The 21,192-nt window shown below is 38.6% G+C and carries 20 protein-coding genes; 13 read left to right on the top strand and 7 right to left on the bottom strand.

From position 1 onward, the window contains the following. The first annotated feature begins 518 nt into the window (after nucleotides 1-518). From ABLC00_RS09130 to ABLC00_RS09140, 3 genes are all read left to right on the top strand, one after another. The gene (locus tag ABLC00_RS09130) at nucleotides 519-1,940 is read left to right on the top strand and encodes a GntP family permease (protein ID WP_004887284.1); all 1,422 of its coding nucleotides are present in this window, start codon (nucleotides 519-521) and stop codon (nucleotides 1,938-1,940) included. A gap of 33 nt (nucleotides 1,941-1,973) precedes the next feature. After that, nucleotides 1,974-2,759 (top strand): 3-hydroxybutyrate dehydrogenase, encoded by a 786-nt coding sequence (locus tag ABLC00_RS09135; protein WP_004887282.1) that lies wholly within the window; start codon nucleotides 1,974-1,976, stop codon nucleotides 2,757-2,759. Between the two features lie 325 nt (nucleotides 2,760-3,084). After that, nucleotides 3,085-4,071 (top strand): AraC family transcriptional regulator, encoded by a 987-nt coding sequence (locus ABLC00_RS09140; protein WP_004887279.1) that lies wholly within the window; start codon nucleotides 3,085-3,087, stop codon nucleotides 4,069-4,071. A gap of 70 nt (nucleotides 4,072-4,141) precedes the next feature. Here the strand turns inward: ABLC00_RS09140 and ABLC00_RS09145 are convergent, their stop codons facing one another. Further along, nucleotides 4,142-5,485, bottom strand: a complete 1,344-nt coding sequence (locus ABLC00_RS09145) for an MFS transporter (protein ID WP_004887277.1) — start codon at nucleotides 5,483-5,485, stop codon at nucleotides 4,142-4,144. Between the two features lie 330 nt (nucleotides 5,486-5,815). On the opposite strand from ABLC00_RS09145, the gene ABLC00_RS09150 reads away from it, so the two are divergent. The 5 genes from ABLC00_RS09150 to ABLC00_RS09170 are packed head-to-tail and all read left to right on the top strand — an operon-like array spanning nucleotide 5,816 to nucleotide 10,706. Continuing rightward, the gene (locus ABLC00_RS09150) at nucleotides 5,816-7,066 is read left to right on the top strand and encodes a dienelactone hydrolase family protein (RefSeq protein ID WP_004887275.1); all 1,251 of its coding nucleotides are present in this window, start codon (nucleotides 5,816-5,818) and stop codon (nucleotides 7,064-7,066) included. 12 nt (nucleotides 7,067-7,078) lie between these two features. Further along, nucleotides 7,079-7,864: an SDR family oxidoreductase gene (locus tag ABLC00_RS09155; protein ID WP_004887274.1), complete on the top strand. Its 786-nt coding sequence runs from the start codon at nucleotides 7,079-7,081 to the stop codon at nucleotides 7,862-7,864. Nucleotides 7,865-7,907: 43 nt separating this feature from the next. After that, nucleotides 7,908-9,146 carry a styrene monooxygenase/indole monooxygenase family protein gene (locus ABLC00_RS09160; RefSeq protein ID WP_033846284.1) on the top strand — a complete coding sequence of 413 codons (1,239 nt, stop codon included), beginning with the start codon at nucleotides 7,908-7,910 and terminating at the stop codon, nucleotides 9,144-9,146. Nucleotides 9,147-9,174: 28 nt separating this feature from the next. Further along, entirely contained in the window at nucleotides 9,175-9,705 is a 531-nt protein-coding gene (locus ABLC00_RS09165; protein ID WP_000379652.1) for a flavin reductase family protein, read from the top strand. A gap of 53 nt (nucleotides 9,706-9,758) precedes the next feature. Further along, nucleotides 9,759-10,706: a transporter gene (locus tag ABLC00_RS09170; protein WP_004887272.1), complete on the top strand. Its 948-nt coding sequence runs from the start codon at nucleotides 9,759-9,761 to the stop codon at nucleotides 10,704-10,706. 56 nt (nucleotides 10,707-10,762) lie between these two features. Here the strand turns inward: ABLC00_RS09170 and ABLC00_RS09175 are convergent, their stop codons facing one another. The 4 genes from ABLC00_RS09175 to antA all read right to left on the bottom strand — a co-directional run bounded on the left by ABLC00_RS09175 (nucleotide 10,763) and on the right by antA (nucleotide 15,221). Further along, entirely contained in the window at nucleotides 10,763-11,821 is a 1,059-nt protein-coding gene (locus ABLC00_RS09175) for an AraC family transcriptional regulator (protein WP_004887271.1), read from the bottom strand. 450 nt (nucleotides 11,822-12,271) lie between these two features. Further along, the gene (antC, locus tag ABLC00_RS09180; protein ID WP_079377033.1) at nucleotides 12,272-13,306 is read right to left on the bottom strand and encodes an anthranilate 1,2-dioxygenase electron transfer component AntC; all 1,035 of its coding nucleotides are present in this window, start codon (nucleotides 13,304-13,306) and stop codon (nucleotides 12,272-12,274) included. Between the two features lie 5 nt (nucleotides 13,307-13,311). Next, nucleotides 13,312-13,803, bottom strand: coding sequence for an anthranilate 1,2-dioxygenase small subunit (antB, locus tag ABLC00_RS09185; RefSeq protein ID WP_000076813.1), 492 nt, complete (start codon nucleotides 13,801-13,803; stop codon nucleotides 13,312-13,314). A 2-nt stretch (nucleotides 13,804-13,805) separates the two neighbouring features. Beyond that, nucleotides 13,806-15,221 (bottom strand): anthranilate 1,2-dioxygenase large subunit, encoded by a 1,416-nt coding sequence (gene antA, locus ABLC00_RS09190; protein ID WP_004887269.1) that lies wholly within the window; start codon nucleotides 15,219-15,221, stop codon nucleotides 13,806-13,808. Nucleotides 15,222-15,443: 222 nt separating this feature from the next. Between antA and ABLC00_RS09195 the strand changes: the two genes are divergently transcribed. The 4 genes from ABLC00_RS09195 (at nucleotide 15,444) to ABLC00_RS09210 (ending at nucleotide 18,085) form a co-directional block, all read left to right on the top strand. Next, nucleotides 15,444-15,794, top strand: coding sequence for a winged helix-turn-helix domain-containing protein (locus tag ABLC00_RS09195; protein ID WP_033846283.1), 351 nt, complete (start codon nucleotides 15,444-15,446; stop codon nucleotides 15,792-15,794). 191 nt (nucleotides 15,795-15,985) lie between these two features. Continuing rightward, nucleotides 15,986-16,771 carry a molybdate ABC transporter substrate-binding protein gene (modA, locus tag ABLC00_RS09200; protein ID WP_033846281.1) on the top strand — a complete coding sequence of 262 codons (786 nt, stop codon included), beginning with the start codon at nucleotides 15,986-15,988 and terminating at the stop codon, nucleotides 16,769-16,771. Then, nucleotides 16,768-17,460 carry a molybdate ABC transporter permease subunit gene (gene modB / locus ABLC00_RS09205; RefSeq protein ID WP_033846280.1) on the top strand — a complete coding sequence of 231 codons (693 nt, stop codon included), beginning with the start codon at nucleotides 16,768-16,770 and terminating at the stop codon, nucleotides 17,458-17,460. The genes modA and modB overlap by 4 nt, the downstream gene beginning before the upstream one ends. A 4-nt stretch (nucleotides 17,461-17,464) precedes the next feature. Further along, complete coding sequence (locus ABLC00_RS09210) at nucleotides 17,465-18,085, top strand: ATP-binding cassette domain-containing protein (RefSeq protein ID WP_033846279.1); 621 nt, start codon at nucleotides 17,465-17,467, stop codon at nucleotides 18,083-18,085. A 43-nt stretch (nucleotides 18,086-18,128) separates the two neighbouring features. Here the strand turns inward: ABLC00_RS09210 and ABLC00_RS09215 are convergent, their stop codons facing one another. After that, complete coding sequence (locus ABLC00_RS09215) at nucleotides 18,129-19,733, bottom strand: PepSY domain-containing protein (RefSeq protein WP_033846278.1); 1,605 nt, start codon at nucleotides 19,731-19,733, stop codon at nucleotides 18,129-18,131. Between the two features lie 2 nt (nucleotides 19,734-19,735). Next, the gene (locus ABLC00_RS09220) at nucleotides 19,736-20,026 is read right to left on the bottom strand and encodes a hypothetical protein (protein WP_004887261.1); all 291 of its coding nucleotides are present in this window, start codon (nucleotides 20,024-20,026) and stop codon (nucleotides 19,736-19,738) included. 413 nt (nucleotides 20,027-20,439) lie between these two features. Here ABLC00_RS09220 and ABLC00_RS09225 point away from each other — a divergent pair, with 413 nt between their 5' ends. Next, nucleotides 20,440-21,171, top strand: a complete 732-nt coding sequence (locus ABLC00_RS09225; protein ID WP_004887259.1) for a 4'-phosphopantetheinyl transferase — start codon at nucleotides 20,440-20,442, stop codon at nucleotides 21,169-21,171. The last annotated feature ends 21 nt before the right edge of the window (nucleotides 21,172-21,192 follow it).

The raw sequence follows: 21,192 nt of genomic DNA on the forward strand, positions 1-21,192 counted from the left end.
AGTCATTTCAGAACCAGTCTCTTTAAAAAGCCTTTGGCTCAATCTATAAATAGCTCTCAAAAAATTCAAATTAATAAATTAGTAAAGACTAGTTTTTAATGTAGGGAGGATAGCGATTTGATGTTTAAGATACAGCTTTCTCACTATTTTCTTAAGATTAAATTATGAAAATCTACTAAATTATTTTAAAAAATATATTATTTAATTGTCTTTACTAAATAATATGAAATTATTAATTTAATTTACTCAATAATTAATAAGTTTTATAAATTAATAATGGCTTTTAAATAATTTGTTTTACTAGAAGATTTATATAAGTACCTGTATTTTATTGATATTTTAAAATTTAAATAAATTACATTGTTTTTAAATATTTTAGTGATATTTTATTTTTAAGCTCATTTATCTATTACCAATCGTGGATATTGTGATTTTTATCATTTTAGGTTTGGGATAACCTAAATATCTTTTGGTAATTTTATTGAACCTAATATCTATTCTTTAGGGAGAAAGAATATATGTGGGAATTATTTGTAATTCTACTTTCGCTTGGGCTGTTAATGTATACAGCTTACAAGGGCTTTTCTGTCATTCTCATGGCACCAATTTGTGCCTTACTTGCAGTTTTACTCATTAACCCAGCCAATGTTTTACCGTTTTATTCGGGTGTCTTTATGCCCAAAATGGTGAACTTTATTAAAGATTACTTTCTTGTGTTTTTGCTCGGGGCAATTTTTGGTAAAGTCGTTGAAATGTCAGGGATTGCTGAGTCTATCGCTCGAACCATTGTGAGATGGATTGGCGCAAAAAAAGCAATTTTAACGGTTGTATTACTAGGTGCAATTTTAACATACAGCGGTGTTAGTTTATTTGTTGCTGTATTTGCCATTTATCCTTTTGCCAATCAGTTATTTAGACAAGCGAATATTCCAAAACGTTTAATTCCGGGGACCATCGCGCTGGGTGCATTTACATTCACTATGGATGCATTGCCAGGTACGCCACAAATCCAGAACGTAATTCCAACCACTTTTTTTGGTACCAATATTTATGCCGCACCATTTCTAGGAATTATTGGTGCTATTTTTGTTCTATGCATGGGTTTAAGTTACTTAGAATGGCGTCGCCGCGCTGCTGCAAAAGCGGGGGAAGGATTCTCTGGTTTTGGTATAGACAATACACCGTCTCAAGAAGTTGAAGCTGATATGAACTTGCAAAATAATGGAAGTTCGGCTCGTCAGTTTCTAGCATTTGTACCGCTCATTCTTGTTGCAGTAATGAACAAATATTTATCTAAAGCAATCAAAGAATGGTATCCAAATGGCTTTGATTTTGCCTCAGTTGGTCTAGCTGATTACACCGTAGATGTTGCGAAAACTGGTGCGATATGGGCGGTTGGACTTGCGCTCATTGTAGGGATTATTACTGCAATTTTGTTTGATTACCAACGTGTAGTAACGAACTTTAAAGAAGGTATTAATGCGAGTATCGGCGGCTCACTTTTAGCCGTGATGAATACGGCTTCTGAGTACGGTTTCGGTGCCATTATTGCGTCATTACCGGGCTTTGCCATGATTAGTCATGCAATGAGCAGTACTTTTACAAATCCTTTAGTAAATGGGGCGGTGACGACAACTGTTTTAGCAGGTATTACCGGTTCAGCTTCTGGTGGTATGAGTATCGCTTTAAGTGCGATGGCTGAACATTATAACGCCGCGATTTTAGCTGTGGGTATTCCACCAGAAGTTATGCACCGTGTAGTTGCGATGGCGTCAGGTGGTATGGATACCTTACCGCACAATGGTGCTGTCATTACTTTACTCGCTGTTACAGGTTTAACCCATAAACAATCGTATAAAGATATATTTGCAGTTACGGTAATTAAAACATTAGCAGTATTTGTGGTGATTACGGTCTTTACCGTAACGGGTATTGTTTAAATCAGCACGTTATAAGTATTAAGGAGTAAATAGATGACTAAACTTTTAGACGGTAAAGTTGCTTTTATTACAGGTTCTGCAAGTGGTATCGGTCTAGAGATTGCTAAGAAATTTGCTCAAGAAGGTGCCAAAGTTGTCATTTCTGATATGAATGCCGAAAAATGCCAAGAAACGGCGAACTCACTTAAAGAGCAAGGTTTTGATGCCTTATCTGCACCATGTGATGTAACTGATGAAGACGCTTATAAACAAGCAATTGAGCTGACTCAAAAGACCTTTGGTACGGTTGATATCTTAATTAATAATGCTGGTTTCCAACATGTTGCGCCTATTGAAGAGTTTCCAACGGCCGTTTTTCAAAAGTTAGTTCAGGTTATGTTAACAGGGGCATTTATTGGTATTAAACATGTTTTCCCAATCATGAAAGCTCAAAAATATGGTCGTATTATTAATATGGCTTCAATTAATGGCTTGATTGGTTTCGCTGGAAAGGCAGGCTATAACAGTGCTAAACACGGCGTAATTGGTCTAACAAAAGTTGCCGCATTAGAATGTGCACGTGACGGTATTACAGTAAATGCTTTATGTCCGGGGTATGTAGATACACCATTGGTTCGTGGGCAAATTGCAGATTTGGCTAAAACCCGTAATGTAAGTTTAGACAGTGCACTTGAAGATGTAATTTTGGCAATGGTTCCTCAAAAGCGTTTGCTATCTGTTGAAGAAATCGCTGACTATGCAATTTTCCTCGCAAGCGAAAAAGCAGGTGGGGTAACAGGCCAAGCTGTCGTGATGGATGGCGGTTATACGGCCCAATAATTTAATTGTTTTATAAAAACCGCTTATTTTATATAAGCGGTTTTTTTATTCATTAAAAATTTACGATCGTCTACTGTTCAAAATAATGTTTTATCTCTACTATAACTTGTTATAAAAAAAACGAATAAAATAAGTTCGTTAAGGTATAAATTTATACTTTAAAGGTATTTAACTTATTTCCATTTTTAAAATTTAATAGAGTATGAGAAAGTAATATTTACGCATGTCCTGATTAGATACTTTCAGGAAAACTCGTCAATTAAAGGGTATTAATTGGCATACAAGTTGCTTTTTTAGCAATAAGTTTTAGCTAGGTGAAAAGGATATGATATCACTCAGCCAACAGATGGAACTCAATCATTATTCACGCAAAGCTGAATTTGCGCAGAATCTGATGTCCACAATTTGTGGTGAACACCGTCTAGACACGATTTATAAAGACAATCTCGATTTCCATTATGACGGAATGCGTTTGCCTAATAAAAAAATGGCAATCGGCACAATCAGTTATGGTGCAAATGTCGCTATTAACATCTCAAATTTAAAAGCGTATAGCATTAGTTTACCTATACAGGGGCGACAAGCTCTCAACATTCGTGGTGCACATTATCAATCTGATGAAAACAGAGGCCTAATTGTTTCAAATAATGATCAACAAGATCTGATTATCGATAAAGACTGTAGAAAATTTCAGGTGGTTATTCCTGAGCGAAGTATGCAGATTGTCCTTGCAGATTTACTGAATAAACCTATAGAAACGCCTATCATTTTTAACCCTGAAATGCACTTAGACTCTGAGCAACTGATTGGCGCATGGTGGAAGAATATTCAGAATTTTTTACAGCTAAAATCGAAATATAGCAATTTTTATGGTTTGCAGATGTTATCTGAAGACTATGAAAATTTTGTAATTAAAGCCTTACTATTATCTCAAGAAAACAACTACTCTGAAGCTTTAAAGTCACTTTCATATCAAGATGAGCCAGCTTATATTCGTAAGGTTCGTAATTTTATTATTGAACATGCTCACGAAGAAATCTGTGCAGAAGACTTGCAACGGTTGGCTGGGGTTTCAAAATCAAAATTGTATGACGAATTTCAACAGTACTACGGCACCAGCCCAATGTCGTATTTGAAAAAATATCGACTCCAACAAATTTACAAAATCTTGAGCACTACAGGAGCAGATAAAAAGGTTTCTATTTCAAAGCTTGCCTATGACTGGGGCTTTAATCATTTAAGTCGTTTTTCTCAAGAATATCGTGAAGAGTTTGGCGAAAATCCAAGTGAGACTAAAGGCAAAATTTTCTGATATTTAACTTTCACAATAAAAAAACTGATTTAAGTAATTAAATCAGTTTTTTTTATTTATCGATTAATGTTTATAGACTTTCTTCGAGCTTTAACACCTGTTTGTGTTTAGATTTCTCATAAATTACTTTCAAGCTAAGTGCAATAAATGAGATGAAAGTTGGTAAAGCGAGAATAAAGAAAATACCGCTTAAACTTAAGTTAAAGGTGAAAATGAGTGAGCCAAAGAAAGCACCTAAAATTGCACCAATACGACCAATACCATGCATCCATGAAACACCAACCGCGCGGCATACCGCTGGGTAGAACATAGCTGCAAGTGGCAGTAATGAAGACTGTGCACCAGCCAGTAATGCACCAATTAAGAAGATAGTAAGGCCTAATAAGAAAATATTTGAGCTCACTAGACCAGCAACAATAAATAGGCTGAAAGCGATGAGATATGAATATTTAATCACTGTAGTTGGGTTCAGTTTATCCATGTACCATCCCATAATGGTTGCGCCAATTACACCACCAAAAGGGAAAATCGCAGCAATTAAACTAAACTGTTGGGTATTGAAACCTGCTGTTTTTAAAATTGTTGGCATCCAGCTTGTTAAAAGATAGAACACCAAAAGACTGGTAAAACAGCAGATCCAAAGCATGCTTGAACTCCACAGGTATTTTCCTAAAACCACTTTAACCGGATTTTCATCTGAAGGATTTTCTGCTTGAGCTAAAATAAGTTTTACTGGCTCTTGGAAGGAATGGCCTTGAATATTTTCTAAAATACGCTGTGCTTTATCTTGTTGATGACGTGTAATTAAGTATTGAGTTGATTCAGGTAATTTAAGTAATAAAGCAACCACTAAAATTAGGGGAATACTTCCGCCAATAATAATCACTTTGGCCCAGCCATAGCTTTCTAACAGATAAGCTGATAACACACCGCCACAAGAAATACCCAGCATAAATCCACAGCCAGCAAGCCCTGTGAGAAATGCTTTACGTTTTACAGGCATATATTCTGAGACAATGGTACTAATGTTTGGCATAGCTGCGCCTAAACCTACGCCAGTAATAAAGCGATAAATCATTAAGTCTTGAGTTGAATTAGCAAAGCCACACAAAATCGTAAATATTGAGAACAAAAGGCTTGTAAAAACAATAACACCTTTACGGCCAAATTTATCGGCTAAGGGGCCAGAAATGATTGCACCAATTGACATACCGACTAAAGCAGCACTTAAAACGGGAGCAAGTTGAGGCTTGGTAATTCCCCAATCATCCAATAATGCCGGTGCAACAAAACCAATAATTCCTGTATCTAGACCATCACAGAAAAAGACACAAAAGCCTAGGATAAAAACTATCCACTGTAGTGGAGACAGTTTTTCGCGATTGATAATCGTGTTTGCATCTATCGTTTTCATATGTATTCCTTCTTAAAATTATTTAATTCCCTGAGTAATTCAATGTATTCGTTACAAAACCTGAGTCTTTAATTGAATTATTTTTAACCAATATTCACTATCCAATAAGTCCGAATATTCATCCATTTTTTCCAAATGAGATAAAAAGCATTCATTTCATTTTTTAATTTAATCATTTGAAATATAGGTGTTTCTTATTTTTAATTTTTCTATCCAGTTTGTTTGATTTTGATAATTGCGCAGAGATTGGATAATGCTTGCAGCTTTTGGACAGTCTAAAAAAATTTTCAGATAGAAGATAAAGCCATAACAATGTCAGGAGTTGACACTATGGCTGGTCAAACCATTCAAATTCAAACTGCATCTGGAAAGCAGTTCAGTGCATATCTAGCGACACCAGAAACAGGAAAAGGACCTGGTGTGGTGCTTTGTCAGGAAATCTTTGGGGTGAATGCAGCAATGCGGGAAAAGGCAGATTTTCTTGCAGAAGAAGGCTATACCGTTTTGGTTCCTGATCTATTTTGGCGTATATCACCTAATATTGAACTCGGTTATACACCAGATGATTTTCAAAAAGCTTTTGAACTTTATCAACAATATGACGAAAACCTTGGTGTTGAAGATATTCAAGACAGCTTAGCTTTTCTAAAGACACGACCAGAATGTGATATCTCTACAGGTCTCGGCGTAGTGGGCTATTGTTTAGGTGGAAAGCTAGCTTATTTGGCAGGCTGCAGACTTTCTGATGTGGCATGTGCCGTAGGTTATTACGGTGTAGGCATTGAAAAAGCGTTAGATGAGTTAGCTAACGTAAAAGGACGTTTGGTTTTACATATTGCAGAACTGGACCAATTTACACCGCCAGATGTGAGACAAGCGATTGTCGATGCAGCTAACCAATATTCAAATGTACAAGCTTATGTTTACGAAGGCGTTGATCATGCCTTTGCACGACCAAAAAGCAACCATTACCACAAACCTTCAGCACGCTTCGCTCACGAGCGTACAGTAACAGCTCTACATGAAATAATTGGGCCGAAATATGACCTAGTTGCACTATGGGAAGAGCATATTCGTCATGAGTTCGATACGCGTGACGTCCCAGCAACCATGGCAACAATGGTTGCAGAACCTTATGTCAACCATATCCCAACCTTGACTGGCGGTGTAGGCCAAAGCCAGCTTGCTCGTTTTTATCAATATCACTTTGTTCATCAAAACCCAAAAGATATGAAGATTACTTCAATCTCTCGTACGGTTGGCTCAACGCAAGTGGTAGACGAATTCATTATGAGCTTTACCCACGACGCTGAAATTGACTGGTTATTACCGGGTGTAAAACCAACTGGTAAATATGTCGAAATACCAATGTTAGGTGTAATTCAGTTCAGAGGTTCAAAGCTGTGTCATGAGCATATTTACTGGGACCAAGCATCTGTACTTGTTCAAATTGGTTTATTAGACCCAACAGGCTTACCCGTTGCAGGTGTCGAGACAGCACGAAAACTTCTTGATGAAGATCTTCCGTCCAATACTTTGATGCCATCTTGGTCAAGTAGTGAAGGCAAGCTAGTCAATTAAGGAGGATCTGCAATGAATATAAATTTAATAGGAAAAGTCGCTGTGGTGAGTGGCGGTGCAACACTCATTGGTAAAGCTGTTGTGCAAGCCTTAGTCAGTGCAGGTGCTCATGTCGCTATTTTAGATATTGATGCAAAAGGTAAGGCGATTGCCGAAAGCTTTAACCATGATGTGATGTTTATTCAAACCGATTTAACTAGTGATGCGGCTATTCAACAAGCTGTGGCAGATATTCATCAACATTTAGGTGAAGTGAGTTACTTGGTGAATTTAGCATGTACCTACTTAGATGATGGTTTTAAATCTTCACGTCAGGACTGGTTACAAGCACTCGATATTAATTTGATCTCTACAGTTGAGCTGAGCCGTGCTTTATACAATGACCTAAAAGAACAGCAAGGTTCAATCGTTAACTTTACTTCCATTTCGGCCAAAGTGGCACAAACAGGACGCTGGTTATATCCGGTTTCTAAGGCCGCGATACGTCAACTCACACAAAGTATGGCAATGGATTTTGCTGCCGATGGTATTCGCGTCAATTCAGTTTCTCCGGGTTGGACATGGTCACGAGTCATTGCAGAAGTCAGCGGCAATAACCGTGAAAAAGCCGATAGCGTTGCAGCCGATTATCACTTGCTAGGCCGATTGGGTCATCCCGAAGAAGTCGCCAATGTTGTTTTGTTTTTATTGTCACCCGCTGCGAGCTTTGTGACCGGAGCAGATTACGCAGTCGACGGTGGCTATTCAGTAATGGGCCCTGAAGGATCACAGCCCGCTATTCCGCGTTTAGCCGAATAGCACAGCGTTTTAAAAGCACATTTAGAAAATTATGGAGAAGATTATGCGCCGTATTGCAATTGTTGGAGCAGGACAGTCTGGTTTACAGCTTGGTTTGGGGTTATTAGATACAGGTTACGATGTAACCATGATCACCAACCGAACTGCCGATGAAATCCGTCAAGGTAAAGTCATGTCAAGCCAATGTATGTTTCATACTGCTTTACAAACTGAACGTGATTTAGGTTTAAATTTTTGGGAAGAACAATGTCCAGCCGTAGAAGGCATTGGGCTAGCTTTAGTTAATCCTGAAAATGGTGGTAAAGCATTTGAATGGAGTGCTCGTCTTGAGCGCTACGCTCAATCGGTCGATCAACGCGTCAAAATGCCATATTGGATGGAAGAATTTGAACGCCGTGGCGGTCAATTGGTGATTCAGGATGTTGGAATACAAGAGTTAGAACAACTCGCAAACGACTACGAGCTTGTATTACTCGCGGCTGGTAAAGGTGAAGTTGTTAAACAGTTTGAGCGTGATGATGCACGAAGTGTTTTCGATAAACCGCAGCGCGCTTTGGCATTGACCTACGTCAAAAACATGAAGCCAATTTCACCTTATTCACGTGTGACTTTTAACATTATTCCCGAAGTCGGTGAGTACTTTTCATTTCCGGCACTAACCATCAATGGGCCTTGCGACATTATGGTATTTGAAGGTATTCCAAATGGGCCAATGGACTGTTGGCAAGATGTGAAAACACCAGAACAGCACCTGCAATGTAGTCTGAACTTACTCAAGAAATTTGTGCCTTGGGAATATGAACGCTGCGCAAATGTTGAATTAACTGATGCTGGCGGTTATTTGGCAGGGCGTTTCCCGCCGACGGTACGTAAGCCCGTTTTAACCTTACCGACTGGCAAAAAGATTTTTGGTATGGCAGATGCCTTAGTGGTCAATGATCCAATTACCGGTCAAGGCTCAAACAATGCGGCTAAGTGTAGCAAGATCTATTTTGATGCCATTTTAGCCAATGATAATCAAAGCTTTAGCGAACAATGGATGCTTCAAACTTTTGAACGCTATTGGGCTTATGCAGAAAAAGTCGTGGCTTGGACCAATAGCTTGTTATTACCACCAGAGCCTCATGTCGTTGAACTCCTAGCAGCTGCAAGCCAAAACCAGAGCATTGCTTCAATTATGGCCAATAACTTTGATGACCCGCGCTCTTTTGCCCCGTGGTGGTTTGATGCAGATCAGGCTCAGGCATTCTTGGCCTCAAAAACCGCAGCAAAAGTCGCTTAAGGTCAAAATATCAAAGGGAGATTTAAAAATGGACACAATTGAAACTTTAGCTTTACAAGCGATTAATGCCGAAAACCCAAGAGAAATTCGTAATTTGCTTGGTCAGTTTGCAACTGGTGTTACCGTGATTACAACTCGTGGCAAAGATGGCCGGAAAATAGGTATGACCGCCAATTCATTTTCCTCACTGTCTTTAGACCCACCATTAATTTTGTGGAGCCTTTCAAAAACGGCGCCAAGTTTGCCTGATTTTGTTGAAGCTGAATATTTTGCCATTCACATGTTGGCACAAGAGCATCATCAGCTTTCGGGGCATTTTGCTCGAGGTGCCGAAGACAAATTTGCAGGCATTGCTCATCAACAATGCAATGCTGGCGTTCCAATTTTGACTGATGCACTCGCAACCTTGGTTTGTCGCAATGTAAATCAGTATGAAGGCGGAGATCACCTGATTTTTATTGGTCAAATTGAACAATACCAACAACGCCAAGGTGAACCATTGGTATTTCACGCAGGAAAGTATCGGATTGCTGCTGAGCATCCAGAATTAGCCCATTAATTCACCACAATCACGATCAATCCGGTCGTGATTTTTTTATAGGAAATAAGAAGATGAAAAGCACTTTAATTAAACATGGCTTTTTAGCAGGGACATTGTTGGGTGTGCCTTTGGCTGCACATGCCTATGATTTACCGACCGTAAACTTAGGTATGACCAGCTTTCTCGATGGTGGATTACCCGCAGGACCCGGTTGGTATGCTCAAACCTATTTTCAAAATTACGATAGCAATAAACTGGTCGATGCCAATGGACAAAAACTCGGTTTACCTAAAACAGATTTAAATTATCAAGTACTGGTTGAGCAGATTAGTTATTTATCGAATATCCGAGTAAAAGATAAAGCCAGTCTAGGCATAAATTTTCTGATTCCTTTTGTCAGTAAAATGGACATGGATGATGGCTTGAATAATGCGGCAATTAAAGCCCAAAGTGGCTTTGGGGACATTATGATTGGGCCTTTTATTCAGTTCGATCCAGTCATGGGCGCACAAGGACCGAAGTTTGTACATCGTTTTGAGTTTCAGGTGAATTTACCTACTGGCGAATACGACCAGCAAAAAGATATTAATCCAGGTAATAACGCTGTTTCATTTGACCCTTATTGGGCTGCCACATATTGGTTTAATCCAAAATGGACAGCTTCAACACGTATCCATTATCTCTATAACTTTAAAAATGATGACCCAAGCTATGCGTTTGCTGGAGCAAATGATATGCAGGCAGGGCAAGCAATTCATGCAAACTTCGCAACAGACTATGCCATTACCGAACAGTTCCGTTTAGGGCTCAATGGCTATTGGCTAAAACAAGTTACAGATACCGAAGTCGATGGTGAAAAAGTCAAAGGTCGACGTGAACAAGTTTGGGCAATTGGTCCCGGTGCGATGTATAGTTTTTCTAAAAATGATCACTTGGTTGCAAATGCATATTTTGAGCAAGATGCTGAAAACCGACCAGAAGGTACGCGACTACAAGTTCGTTATGTCCATCATTTTTAAATCATAAAAAAAGCCTTTTATATCAACAAATATAAAAGGCTTTTATCTATTTTAGTTTAAGAAAAAATTGAAGTAATTAAGCCTGAACCTTCACTGTGACCAGAACGGCGAGTAGACGAAGGTAACTCACCATAACGGCGTTTATATTCTTGAGAAAAACGACCCAAGTGAGTAAATCCCCATTTAAATGCAACGTCAGTAACCGATAGATTTTCATTATGCATGAGTTCTAAATGAGCTTGTTCAAAGCGTAATTCTTTTAAATAAGACATTGGGGTGGTCCCCAAATAGTTTTTAAAACCAGTAAATAGGGTTCTTACACTCACGCCTGCATGTTCAGCTAAAATCTCGACATTGAGCGGCTCATGCAAATGTTCTTTAATGTAGGCTTCTGTACGTTTCACGAAATAAGGAGAAACGGTTTTTTCTTTATAATGATCAAGCTTATGTAATGCATTGTTGGGCTGACCATAAATGAGCGCATTAAATAAATTTGACTCAAACTGTTTAAAGGCTAATGGATGATGAAGCGGGTGCTGATCACATGCTAAAGCATCCATTAAGGTTCTAACAAGTTGCAAAAAATAGGCTCCACCTTGGGTAGAAAAATCTAATTTTGGGTCAAAAATAAGTAAGTTATTTTCTGAATCGGCAATATGTTGTCGGCAATGGTAAGTAAAATCATCCTTTGAAACTTTTAGAATGAGCTGGGGTGAGTTCGCATGCCAGCGCATACGCAAAGATTGCTGAGGTGAAATAAGAGAAGCAACTTGAGAATAAGAAATAAACTTTTGCGAACCAAACTCGATTTCTGCGTAGCCTTGAGTTGGAATTTGAATTAAGTAAAAGTTATCCAGATGATCTGGTTCAATAATGACATCTGCGCCATATTCCAAGCGGCTAATAGACAATGCGCCTGTTTTAACATGGTGCATAGTTGCACTAAAATCTCGCTTCTGATGAGAGACTTTAAGATCATGCGGTTTAAAAATTTGGCCTACATTTCGGCAGGTTTCGCTTAAATCGTGGTGATCGAACACCAAATTATGATCAGTAAAGATAGACTCATTTTGAAAATGACGTCCATTGAGTTCATGGGAGTTGGCTTGGTTCATATATATCCCTTTTGGCTCACTCCTGTATTTACCTGTGTTACAAAAGCTTTAAAACTTCGCTTTACATCAAGTAAATACGGCACTTAAAAAAATTAAGTTACGCGTAAAATACAATGAGATATAAGCAAAATACAGACCAATTTAACCGCTAATTAATATGATTTTCTCAAATTTTTAAGTCGAATTTTATCCATCAATTTAATATATTCGAGAAATAGAATAGGGGGATATAAAAGGTACTTTAACTTAATCTCATCATGATCTTATTCCTTAAGATCTATCAAAATTTATAGCAAATCCGAGCGAACTGGTCAATTTATTTTGTCGGAATTCATTATTTTATATTGTTGATATATAGGAATTTTTAGTTTAAATGCAAAAATTCAATATACCCCTTGCAGAGTATATTGAATCATTTCAGGTTTCAGTGGTTTTTAAATTATTTATACTTTAACGTGATGTATTGCTCTGTAAAAATTTCTCGCTGTAAATACGGTAGTTTTGCAAAGATTGCTCATCTAACCAATTTTTAACGGCTTCAATCATTGGTGGTGGGCCACATAAATACATATCAAAAGCCTGCTCGGCCAGTTGATCTTTATTTAAGTGCTCATGGATATAGCCTGCTTTACCTTGCCAAGTTTCCGTTGCCTTAGTCACAATCGGGTGATAACTAAAGTTGGGTAGCTGTTCAGCATAGGCATGTAAACGCTGTTGTTCACACAAGTCGGTTTCACTATTTACGCCGTAGTACAACTGAACGGCAGGTGAGTTAGGTTGCTCAACCAAGTTATCAAGCATTCCCAAGAAAGCTGATAAACCTGTTCCACCCGCCACAAAAACAAGTGGTCGCTGTACTTCACGTAAATAGAAACTACCAAGTGGCGCTTCGATGAGTAGGGTCTGTCCAACCTGACAACGGTCACGTAAGTAATTACTCATCACACCGTCTGGCAACAGACGAATGAGAAATTGCAATTGATTGGTTGCGTTTGGTCTGTTTGCAAAAGAATAAGAGCGCCAATCTTCAGTATCTGGAATTTGCAAACGAGCGTATTGACCTGGCAAAAACTGAAGTTGTTCAGCATGACTGCTCGCATCAAGATGTAAGATTGCTGTCGTTTCAGAAACCAGCTCAACCGCAGTCACTTTGGTTTCAATTTTTAAGGTATCACCAGCGTTACAGATAGCAGAATCATGATCGAAATAAAAAGCTGCATCGGATTTTACACGGGTCTGGCAAGCTAACATTTTTCGCTCGGCCAAATCACGTTCACTTAATGCATCTTCATCGACATATTCTTGTTCATAAATACCAGTTTCACACTGTCCCTGACAGGTACCACAAACACCTTCACGGCAGTCTAACGGCAGGTTAATTCCCTGACGAACTGCTGCATCAAGCAACAATTCGTCTTTATTTACCGAAATAAAAAAGGTTTTGCCATCGGCAAAGTTAAGTGCAACTGAATGTCCCATTTTCATTCCCCTTAAACGTGATAAAAGTCTAAAACGGAATCAATTTTGTCATTCAGCAAAATGCTGTGCTGACGACGAATACGGAAACCATCAGCGGTTTGACGTAAAAGATAAGTGGCATGTCCGTAAAAACAGCCTTCTAAACCTTGACGGTTATAAAGCGTTTGCCATGCAACTTTTGCTTCGATAAGACCATCTTCCAGTGTTTTAACTCGAATATTGTTTATGCTGTGCAAAGTACGTGGTAACGGTGTTGCAGATGCTGCTTTTCCGGTACGAATACGGAATACACGGTCTTCAAGGCCTGTACGGTCCGCATAATAGATATAAGACAAGCCCTGATTTGGATCTTGAACATAGTTATGGTCATCAATCCACTGTGGAATATGATATTCACTATCTTCATCGTAAAGCTCTAGGTAGGCATCCCAGTCATAAGCATCACAAAGCTCTGCCTTTTTGTACAAAAACTGAGATACAGCAAAATGTAGTTCTTGTGACATGGTTACACCTCATCCATTACGGCATTATTTTCAAAAGTAATATCCTGCATTTTCAAGGCTTTTTTATTTAAGCCGTCCAGCATGAGACGTTGCCAGTGTCCATGTTGATTTACATAGAGTCCTTCATGGGTAAATTCACGGCCAGTAATAACGGGTTGAATGCCTAAATCTTGTGAGTTTTTGGTCGTACCATATTCCCAAGACTGACAACCACGTGAAATATCGCTCCAACGTTCAAGTCGTGCTTGGAAACCTTTTTGTTGCTCACGGAATTCAACTAAATCGTCTGGTGTACCAAGGCCCGATACATTAAAGAAATCTTCAAACTGGCGAATACGGTTACGGCGTGCTTCTGCAGATTCACCTTTAACCCCAATACATTGACTAATGACTTCGGTTTTATTCCATGCCACAGGACGAACAATACGAAGTTGTGAGCTAATCTGGTCCATAAAAAATAGACTAGGGTACAAGTTCAAGTTTCTTAAACGATGCATTGCCCATTCAGCATATTTTTCGCCATATTTTTCGACCATATATGGCATAACCGTGCTGTAGCCCGGACGAACTGTTGGGTTTGGCATGTCACTAAATAAAACACTATGACCATTTTTGAAACTAAACCAGCCATCGTCAGTTTCTGAGTCACCCGCACCCAACTTGCTATAGTCGAGCGTGTCGAGTTCCGCACCTTTTGATGCATTGACTTGCTGACGGTGTTGGACTGTAGAGACATAGTTATAGTGAACAGTGCTGACATGGTAGCCATCTAAGCCATTTTCATTTTGTAGCTTCCAGTTACCTGCAAAGGTATAAGATGACTTACCTTGTAATACTTCGAGTTCACCTGTTGGGGACTGGTTAACCATTAAATCAAGGAACAGTTTTGCATCGCCCAAAAAGTCTTCTAGTGAATCTGTTGCTTGAGTATCAAGACTGACAAATACAAATCCACGATAGCTGGCAATACGGCCTTGTTTTAAACCACGGCTTGATTTATCAAAATCTTCACAGTACTCACTAGGCGCTTTTACCTTAACCAAGCGACCATCTGACTTATAACACCATGCATGGAATGGGCAGGTAAATGTAGATTGATTGCCTTTAGCAACGCGTGTTAAGGTCGCACCGCGGTGTTCACAAGCATTGACCATGGCATGTAGTTCGCCTTTACCATCACGGCTTACAATAATCGGTTGGCGGCCAATTTGAACGGTTAGGAAATCATGATTGTTTGGAATTTCACTTTCGTGACATGCGTAAATCCAAACTTTTTCAAAAATAAACTCCATTTCCAAGTCAAATAGTTCTGGCTCGGTAAACATGTCGCGTGCAATACGAAACACACCATCGTTAGGACGGAAGTCGATACATCCATCTATAAAATCATTCCATTGTTTTAAATTAGATGAGGTCATTTACTCAATCCTCCAATCAATCAGCTTTTAACTGATTGAACCGCGATTAAGCGTTGCTCTCTATCCGTTTTTTCCAGATCTTTATCCACTTTGTGCAGTTTTGATTCTTTAATCGAATTCTTTTGAAGAAAGAGTAGAGATTTAAATTTGTATGTGTTTTAACCTATTAAAGTTCCCTATAATGTTAAGCAGCATAAAAATGAAACTTTGTGAACTAAGTCTATGAAAGAAAAAAATTTAAAATTACAAATTAGAATTCTTTTAGAGCAAAATATTGCATTTGGTCCGGGTAAGGCAGACTTACTTGAAGCAATTGAGAAAACGGGGTCAATCTCACAGGCAGCAAAATCTATGAACATGAGCTACCGCCGTGCATGGCAGTTGGTCGACACCATGAATCAATGCTTTCAAACAGCTTTAGTGGAAACACAAACGGGTGGAACACATGGTGGTGGGGCAGCCGTCACAGCTTTAGGCCACAAAGTCTTAGAGCATTACCGCCAAATGGAAATCAATGCTCGACAAGCCTTAGAGCGTGATTATCAAATCATGAGTAGTTATTTAAAAGGTTAAGATAAAAAATTGCATAACGATGAAATCTTTTAATTTGGTATAGCTTTTGCTTAATATCACGTGCATGCTGCAAAAGCACTAATACATTCCAGTCATCAATAGTTAACGAATTATGCTTTTCATAATCTTTATGTAGCGCTATATTCTTGGGTATATATCGCTGCAAAAAACGACAAAAAAGGTAAAACATAATGGTAAGTAATACAAAGATAAAAAAATTAGCTTTAGCTTGTTCAATCCTCAGCATAGGAGTGATCTTTAATATTTCAGCCAAGGCTGAATCAGTTACCGTTTATGCAGCAGCGAGCTTAACGAATGCGATTGCAGATTTAGAAAAAATTTACGAAAAACAGAATAAAGTAGAAATTAAGACTTCATATGCAGGCTCATCGACCTTAGCTAAGCAAATTGAAGCAGGTGCGCCCGCAGATATTTTTATTTCAGCAGATACACAGTGGATGGATTATCTACAAAACAAAAAACAAGTTGCAGCAAATGACCGTATAAATTTATTAGGTAACCGTTTGGTTTTAATTACACCTAAAGGAAGACCATTAAATATAAAATTAGATAAAACCACTGATCCCAATAAAGTCTTTACTGGAAAGATTTGTACAGGAGATACCAAAAGTGTGCCTGTAGGCAAATACGCTAAACAAGCTTTTATCAATTTAGGTTGGTGGAACCGTATTGAGCCTAAGTTAGTTGAAACAGAAGATGTTCGAGCGGCATTAAATTTTGTTGCGCGTGGTGAATGTCAGGTTGGGATTGTCTATGCAACCGATGCAGCGATTAGCAAAGATGTGAGTGTAGCTGGCGTATTTCCAGAAAATACGCATTCGCCAATTACTTACCCTATAGGGATAGTTAAAAAGACTCCAAATTCAACAAAGTTCTATCAATTTTTACAAAGCAACCAAGCCAAAGCTGTCTTTAAAAAATATGGCTTTAGTGTGCTAGCTCCAGTTAAACCATGATGTTCTCTTTAACCCCAGAAGAACTCAGCGTGCTGCAACTTTCTTGTAAGGTTGCAGCAAGTTGTCTTGTTGTCAGTATTATTCCTGCAATTTGTGTGGGATGGTTTCTAGCACGTAGAGACTTTTGGGGTAAGTCATTCATTGAAACATTGGTGTTTTTACCTTTGGTATTACCGCCAGTGGTGCCTGGTTATTTGCTTTTACAAGTTTTTGGAAGTCGCGGCGTTCTTGGGCAATATTTAGCTCCACTCGGAATTGATTTTGCATTTAACTGGAAAGGCGCCGTTCTTGCTTCCGCAGTAATGGGTTTTCCGCTGTTGGTACAATCTATTCGACTAGCAATTGAACTGGTCGATCAGCGTTTAGAAATGGCAGCAAAGACATTAGGTGCCTCATCTTTAGGGGCATTTTTCCATGTCACATTGCCACTTGCCAGCAGTGGTATTTTAATTGGTGCCATTTTGTGCTTTTGCCGGAGTCTAGGTGAGTTTGGAGCCACTATTACTTTTGTTGGTAATATTTCAAATGAAACACGTACTTTGCCTTTGGCCATGTATAGCTTAATGCAACAACCCGATACCGAGGCCGCTATTCAACGACTTATTGTTTTATCGTTAAGCGTGGCTTTTTTAGCGCTATGGTTTGCACAGTGGTTTCATCGTTATCAAAAGAAGCGCTTAGGGCGGTAAGATTATGTTGATTGATTGCCGTTTCCAGCTACACATGGGGCAATTTCATATTGAGCCTAGTTTCCAGTCCGATGCTTCTGTTATTGGGCTATTTGGTGCATCCGGTTCAGGTAAAACGTCCATTTTACATGCTATTGCAGGGCTGAACACTCCGCGTAGTGGAGTCATTAAAATACAGGACCAAACATGGTTTGATTCAGATCAAAAAATTAACTTGAGCACGCAAAAGCGGCATGTTGGATTGGTTTTTCAAGATGCTCAGCTTTTTCCGCATAAAACGGTAAAGCAAAATTTATTATTTGGTCTTAAGCATCTTTCCCAACAAGAACGTCACTTTGAAGCAGATTACATTATTGAGTTATTAAAGTTAGACCACTTATTACAACGTATGCCTATCAAACTCTCAGGAGGGGAAAAACAGCGCGTGGCACTGGGTCGAGCATTGCTATATTCACCTAAGCTGTTACTACTTGATGAACCTTTATCCGCACTAGATGCTAATCATAAAGCTGAAATTATTCCTTTTTTTCAGAAAGTAAAACAGGAAATAAAAATTCCGATGATTTATGTGAGTCATGATATTCAAGAAATTAAACAACTGACCGAAACAATGTGGATTTTATAATTTTTCATATTTCACACATTATTTCAGTCATTGATTTATAGCGTTAACTAGCCCATAAACTACCTGTTGGAGCAGATTTTCGGCGATCTTGGGCTTGTTGATAAAAACGCCAGAAAGCGAAAGCAAAAATGACAGCTAATAAATCAACTACTAAGATTTCTCCGCCATGTACCCATAAGCCACTTTGGGGAATGAAGTAGGCTAAAAGAGATGTAAGTGGAATCGCAAATAACACAAAAACCAAGGTTAACAGCAGTTGTGGTAAAGCTTTTGCGTAGCCAATCACAAAGGTATAAATCAAAGTCAGTAGGAAAATCGCATAATAACCATACATGAAGACGTGATTTATACTTTCAATGTTGAGTGTAGCGAAAAGCCAACGACTAGCTAACATTGTGCCTACGACAGCTAGAACACACCCTAAACATGCACCTATAGTTAAGTTCGCGAGGAACACCACATCTTTACGTTGAACAGGAACAGAGTCTTCAGCACGCTTTTGTTTACGTGCACGAGTTTCAACCCAAAGAATGTTCCCTGTGTAAAATAGGAAAGCGCCACCGACACCTAACACAAAATAAATCCAACGTACGCCCGTACCCCCAAAACTTCCAAAATGTAGGCTAAACATGGCGTTGATTAACTTATTACCTCCATCAGTCTGAGTATTAATACCTTTATGATTAAAGTGCTCAACTGCATAGGGGTTCATGCGCATAAAGTCTTGATTTGCGCCACGTAACATCTGATCGGGGCTATACAAGGCTATACGTGCATTGGCTTTTTCAGGTTTATCAAGGTTACTGAACTGGATATAGTCAACTGAATATTCAGGTGCTACTTTTTTTGTTTGAGCTAATATTTGCTGCACATCTATTTGTGTTTGTTTAGGTTGAATAAGCGCAGGGGGAGAACGCTGAAAAACTGGCTGTCCTTTGAGTGCCAGCTGACCAATCGCATCGTAAAAAAAGTCATGAAAAGCAAAGACAATAACGCTAATGCTAATAATGATGTGAAAAGGTAAGCTCGTAATTCCAATCACGTTATGCGCATCTAACCAAAAACGCTTTTTATTTTTACCAGGACGGATGACAAAGTAATCCTTCACCAAAGTTGGTAAAAGAATAATCACTCCTGAAAGTAAAGCAAGAAAATATAAAATCGAAACCACGCCCATCACGTAAAGTCCTAATCCGTGATGACCTGCCATGCCAGGTATGCCTGCTGTTTCATGCAACTGTTCGATTAGCCAGCCTGCTTTAGATAAGTTTTCCTGAGCAACGATTAACTGACCTTTATCGTCTAAGCTTGCCATCCACGTAGACTGAGCAGTATTAAAGCCATCTCCACGTTCATGCTCACTCCACGTAATAGGTGCGTAGTGAAATTCATTGGACGCTAAGTTTAGTGTGAAGTTCTTTTGTGCAGCAGGATAGGTAGCCTGAACTTTTTGAATAAGCTCATTATATTGGTTAGGTGAAACTTTAGGTAAAACTTGCTGCGTTGGCGTAGCCCACTTACTAATGTGGTGCTGAAACATGCTAAGCCCACCAGCAAAGAAACAGATAAAAAGCAAAATCCCTGCACATACACCCACCCAAGTATGCATGCTTTTTGCTAATTTCATAATGTCTGAACGTACTTTCATGTTTAACCCCGCAATACGAAAATACAGCTATACGCTAGGGCATTCGCAATGGATAAATAGATCAGTGCTTTTTGTCCGGTCGTAAAAAAATAACTGGCAAACATAATAGGCATCCAAACCCAAGGCACACTCCACATTCCCAATTGCACTAATAAATCCATGGCAACATAAGGACGACCTAATAGAACTACTAAATTGCCAACCGCGATGGAAAGACTTAGTCCTAAAACCCCGCCAGCAAAAGTTTTACTCCACCAGTCTGGCTGGATAGGAGACTGAATTTTAGCTTTCATGAAACCAATTTCCGTTTAAAAAGCGCTATAAAGGGAAGAAACGACCATGCAAAAATGATGAGCATGAACCAGCAGAAAGCAGCAACAACTTTTGGTAAGCTCGCAAAGAGTGCAATCAATCCAACACTCAACAGTACTAGACCCAAATACTTAAATAGAGCTGGAAGATGGTGAGACAACAGATTTTGATTGCTATGACTACAATAGATACTGACCGCTCCTAACAGGGTCAAAAAAAGTCCTATAAGTTTCATAATCGATGTTTATAAGTAAATTAAAGTCAAAATTTACCCAACAGTATAAGTAAATAATAATTATTATCAAATGATAAGTATAATTATTTATTAAATTGCGGCTCGTAAGTTAAGATAAGAGAGAACATATTAAAAGTATTTATTTTGAAGCCAAATACAGTGAGTCATTATCTATATATTCCTGAACAACTCAGCAAATCAATTTATGAAATTTCGAGCTCTATTTTTTTCACATCGGGGCTATTCTGTTATGGGGTAGACTTATCAAAAACACAGCATTTGCATATAGATCAACAGTTAGAGCATCCCCTAAAAATTGCTCAAGCGCGTATCGAGCGTAAAAATGAGTACTTATGTGGTAGGGTCTTAGCACAGGCTGTTTTAAATCATCATTTCAGTTTGAATCAGCCAATAACTTCTATGTATGAACATTTGCCCATTTGGCCAAATCATATTTTGGGTAGTATTAGTCATTCACAAAATAAGTTAATTGTTGGGCTATCAAATAACGCGATTTATTTGGGAGTTGATATCGAGCACTGGGTAACTTCAGAATTTGCAAAAGAAAGTGCACACCTTATTTTAGCGCCATCTGAGCTTGATTTATGGAGCTGTAAGGCGACTAAGTTTTTTGATTTTTCCCGATACGTAAGCTTAATTTTCTCTGTAAAAGAAAGCCTATATAAAGCAGTTTATTCCACAGCAAAGCAATATATTGATTTCCTAGAGGCATCTATTGTTGATATTAATTTTGACAATCAAACATTAACGTTAGCTTTTACATTAGAAACTCAACAGCGTTATCAACTTTTAGAACAATATCAAGGGGGATGGGTTGTAGAACAAGACTGTGTTATGACTTGGGTTTATCAAGCAAGCTATTCTGTTTAAAGAAAAAGAAGGCAACGCATT

Origin of the sequence: Acinetobacter nosocomialis (genome assembly GCF_041021905.1) — a bacterium.
In the GTDB taxonomy this organism is placed as follows: domain Bacteria; phylum Pseudomonadota; class Gammaproteobacteria; order Pseudomonadales; family Moraxellaceae; genus Acinetobacter; species Acinetobacter nosocomialis.

What these genes read in the sequence shown, in the direction of transcription:
- ABLC00_RS09130 (WP_004887284.1), top strand. Translation starts at nt 519, where the DNA reads ATGTGGGAATTATTTGTAATTCTACTTTCGCTTGGGCTGTTAATGTAT.
- ABLC00_RS09135 (WP_004887282.1), top strand. Translation starts at nt 1,974, where the DNA reads ATGACTAAACTTTTAGACGGTAAAGTTGCTTTTATTACAGGTTCTGCA.
- ABLC00_RS09140 (WP_004887279.1), top strand. Translation starts at nt 3,085, where the DNA reads ATGATATCACTCAGCCAACAGATGGAACTCAATCATTATTCACGCAAA.
- ABLC00_RS09145 (WP_004887277.1), bottom strand. Translation starts at nt 5,485, where the DNA reads ATGAAAACGATAGATGCAAACACGATTATCAATCGCGAAAAACTGTCT.
- ABLC00_RS09150 (WP_004887275.1), top strand. Translation starts at nt 5,816, where the DNA reads ATGGCTGGTCAAACCATTCAAATTCAAACTGCATCTGGAAAGCAGTTC.
- ABLC00_RS09155 (WP_004887274.1), top strand. Translation starts at nt 7,079, where the DNA reads ATGAATATAAATTTAATAGGAAAAGTCGCTGTGGTGAGTGGCGGTGCA.
- ABLC00_RS09160 (WP_033846284.1), top strand. Translation starts at nt 7,908, where the DNA reads ATGCGCCGTATTGCAATTGTTGGAGCAGGACAGTCTGGTTTACAGCTT.
- ABLC00_RS09165 (WP_000379652.1), top strand. Translation starts at nt 9,175, where the DNA reads ATGGACACAATTGAAACTTTAGCTTTACAAGCGATTAATGCCGAAAAC.
- ABLC00_RS09170 (WP_004887272.1), top strand. Translation starts at nt 9,759, where the DNA reads ATGAAAAGCACTTTAATTAAACATGGCTTTTTAGCAGGGACATTGTTG.
- ABLC00_RS09175 (WP_004887271.1), bottom strand. Translation starts at nt 11,821, where the DNA reads ATGAACCAAGCCAACTCCCATGAACTCAATGGACGTCATTTTCAAAAT.
- antC (WP_079377033.1), bottom strand. Translation starts at nt 13,306, where the DNA reads ATGAAAATGGGACATTCAGTTGCACTTAACTTTGCCGATGGCAAAACC.
- antB (WP_000076813.1), bottom strand. Translation starts at nt 13,803, where the DNA reads ATGTCACAAGAACTACATTTTGCTGTATCTCAGTTTTTGTACAAAAAG.
- antA (WP_004887269.1), bottom strand. Translation starts at nt 15,221, where the DNA reads ATGACCTCATCTAATTTAAAACAATGGAATGATTTTATAGATGGATGT.
- ABLC00_RS09195 (WP_033846283.1), top strand. Translation starts at nt 15,444, where the DNA reads ATGAAAGAAAAAAATTTAAAATTACAAATTAGAATTCTTTTAGAGCAA.
- modA (WP_033846281.1), top strand. Translation starts at nt 15,986, where the DNA reads ATGGTAAGTAATACAAAGATAAAAAAATTAGCTTTAGCTTGTTCAATC.
- modB (WP_033846280.1), top strand. Translation starts at nt 16,768, where the DNA reads ATGATGTTCTCTTTAACCCCAGAAGAACTCAGCGTGCTGCAACTTTCT.
- ABLC00_RS09210 (WP_033846279.1), top strand. Translation starts at nt 17,465, where the DNA reads ATGTTGATTGATTGCCGTTTCCAGCTACACATGGGGCAATTTCATATT.
- ABLC00_RS09215 (WP_033846278.1), bottom strand. Translation starts at nt 19,733, where the DNA reads ATGAAAGTACGTTCAGACATTATGAAATTAGCAAAAAGCATGCATACT.
- ABLC00_RS09220 (WP_004887261.1), bottom strand. Translation starts at nt 20,026, where the DNA reads ATGAAAGCTAAAATTCAGTCTCCTATCCAGCCAGACTGGTGGAGTAAA.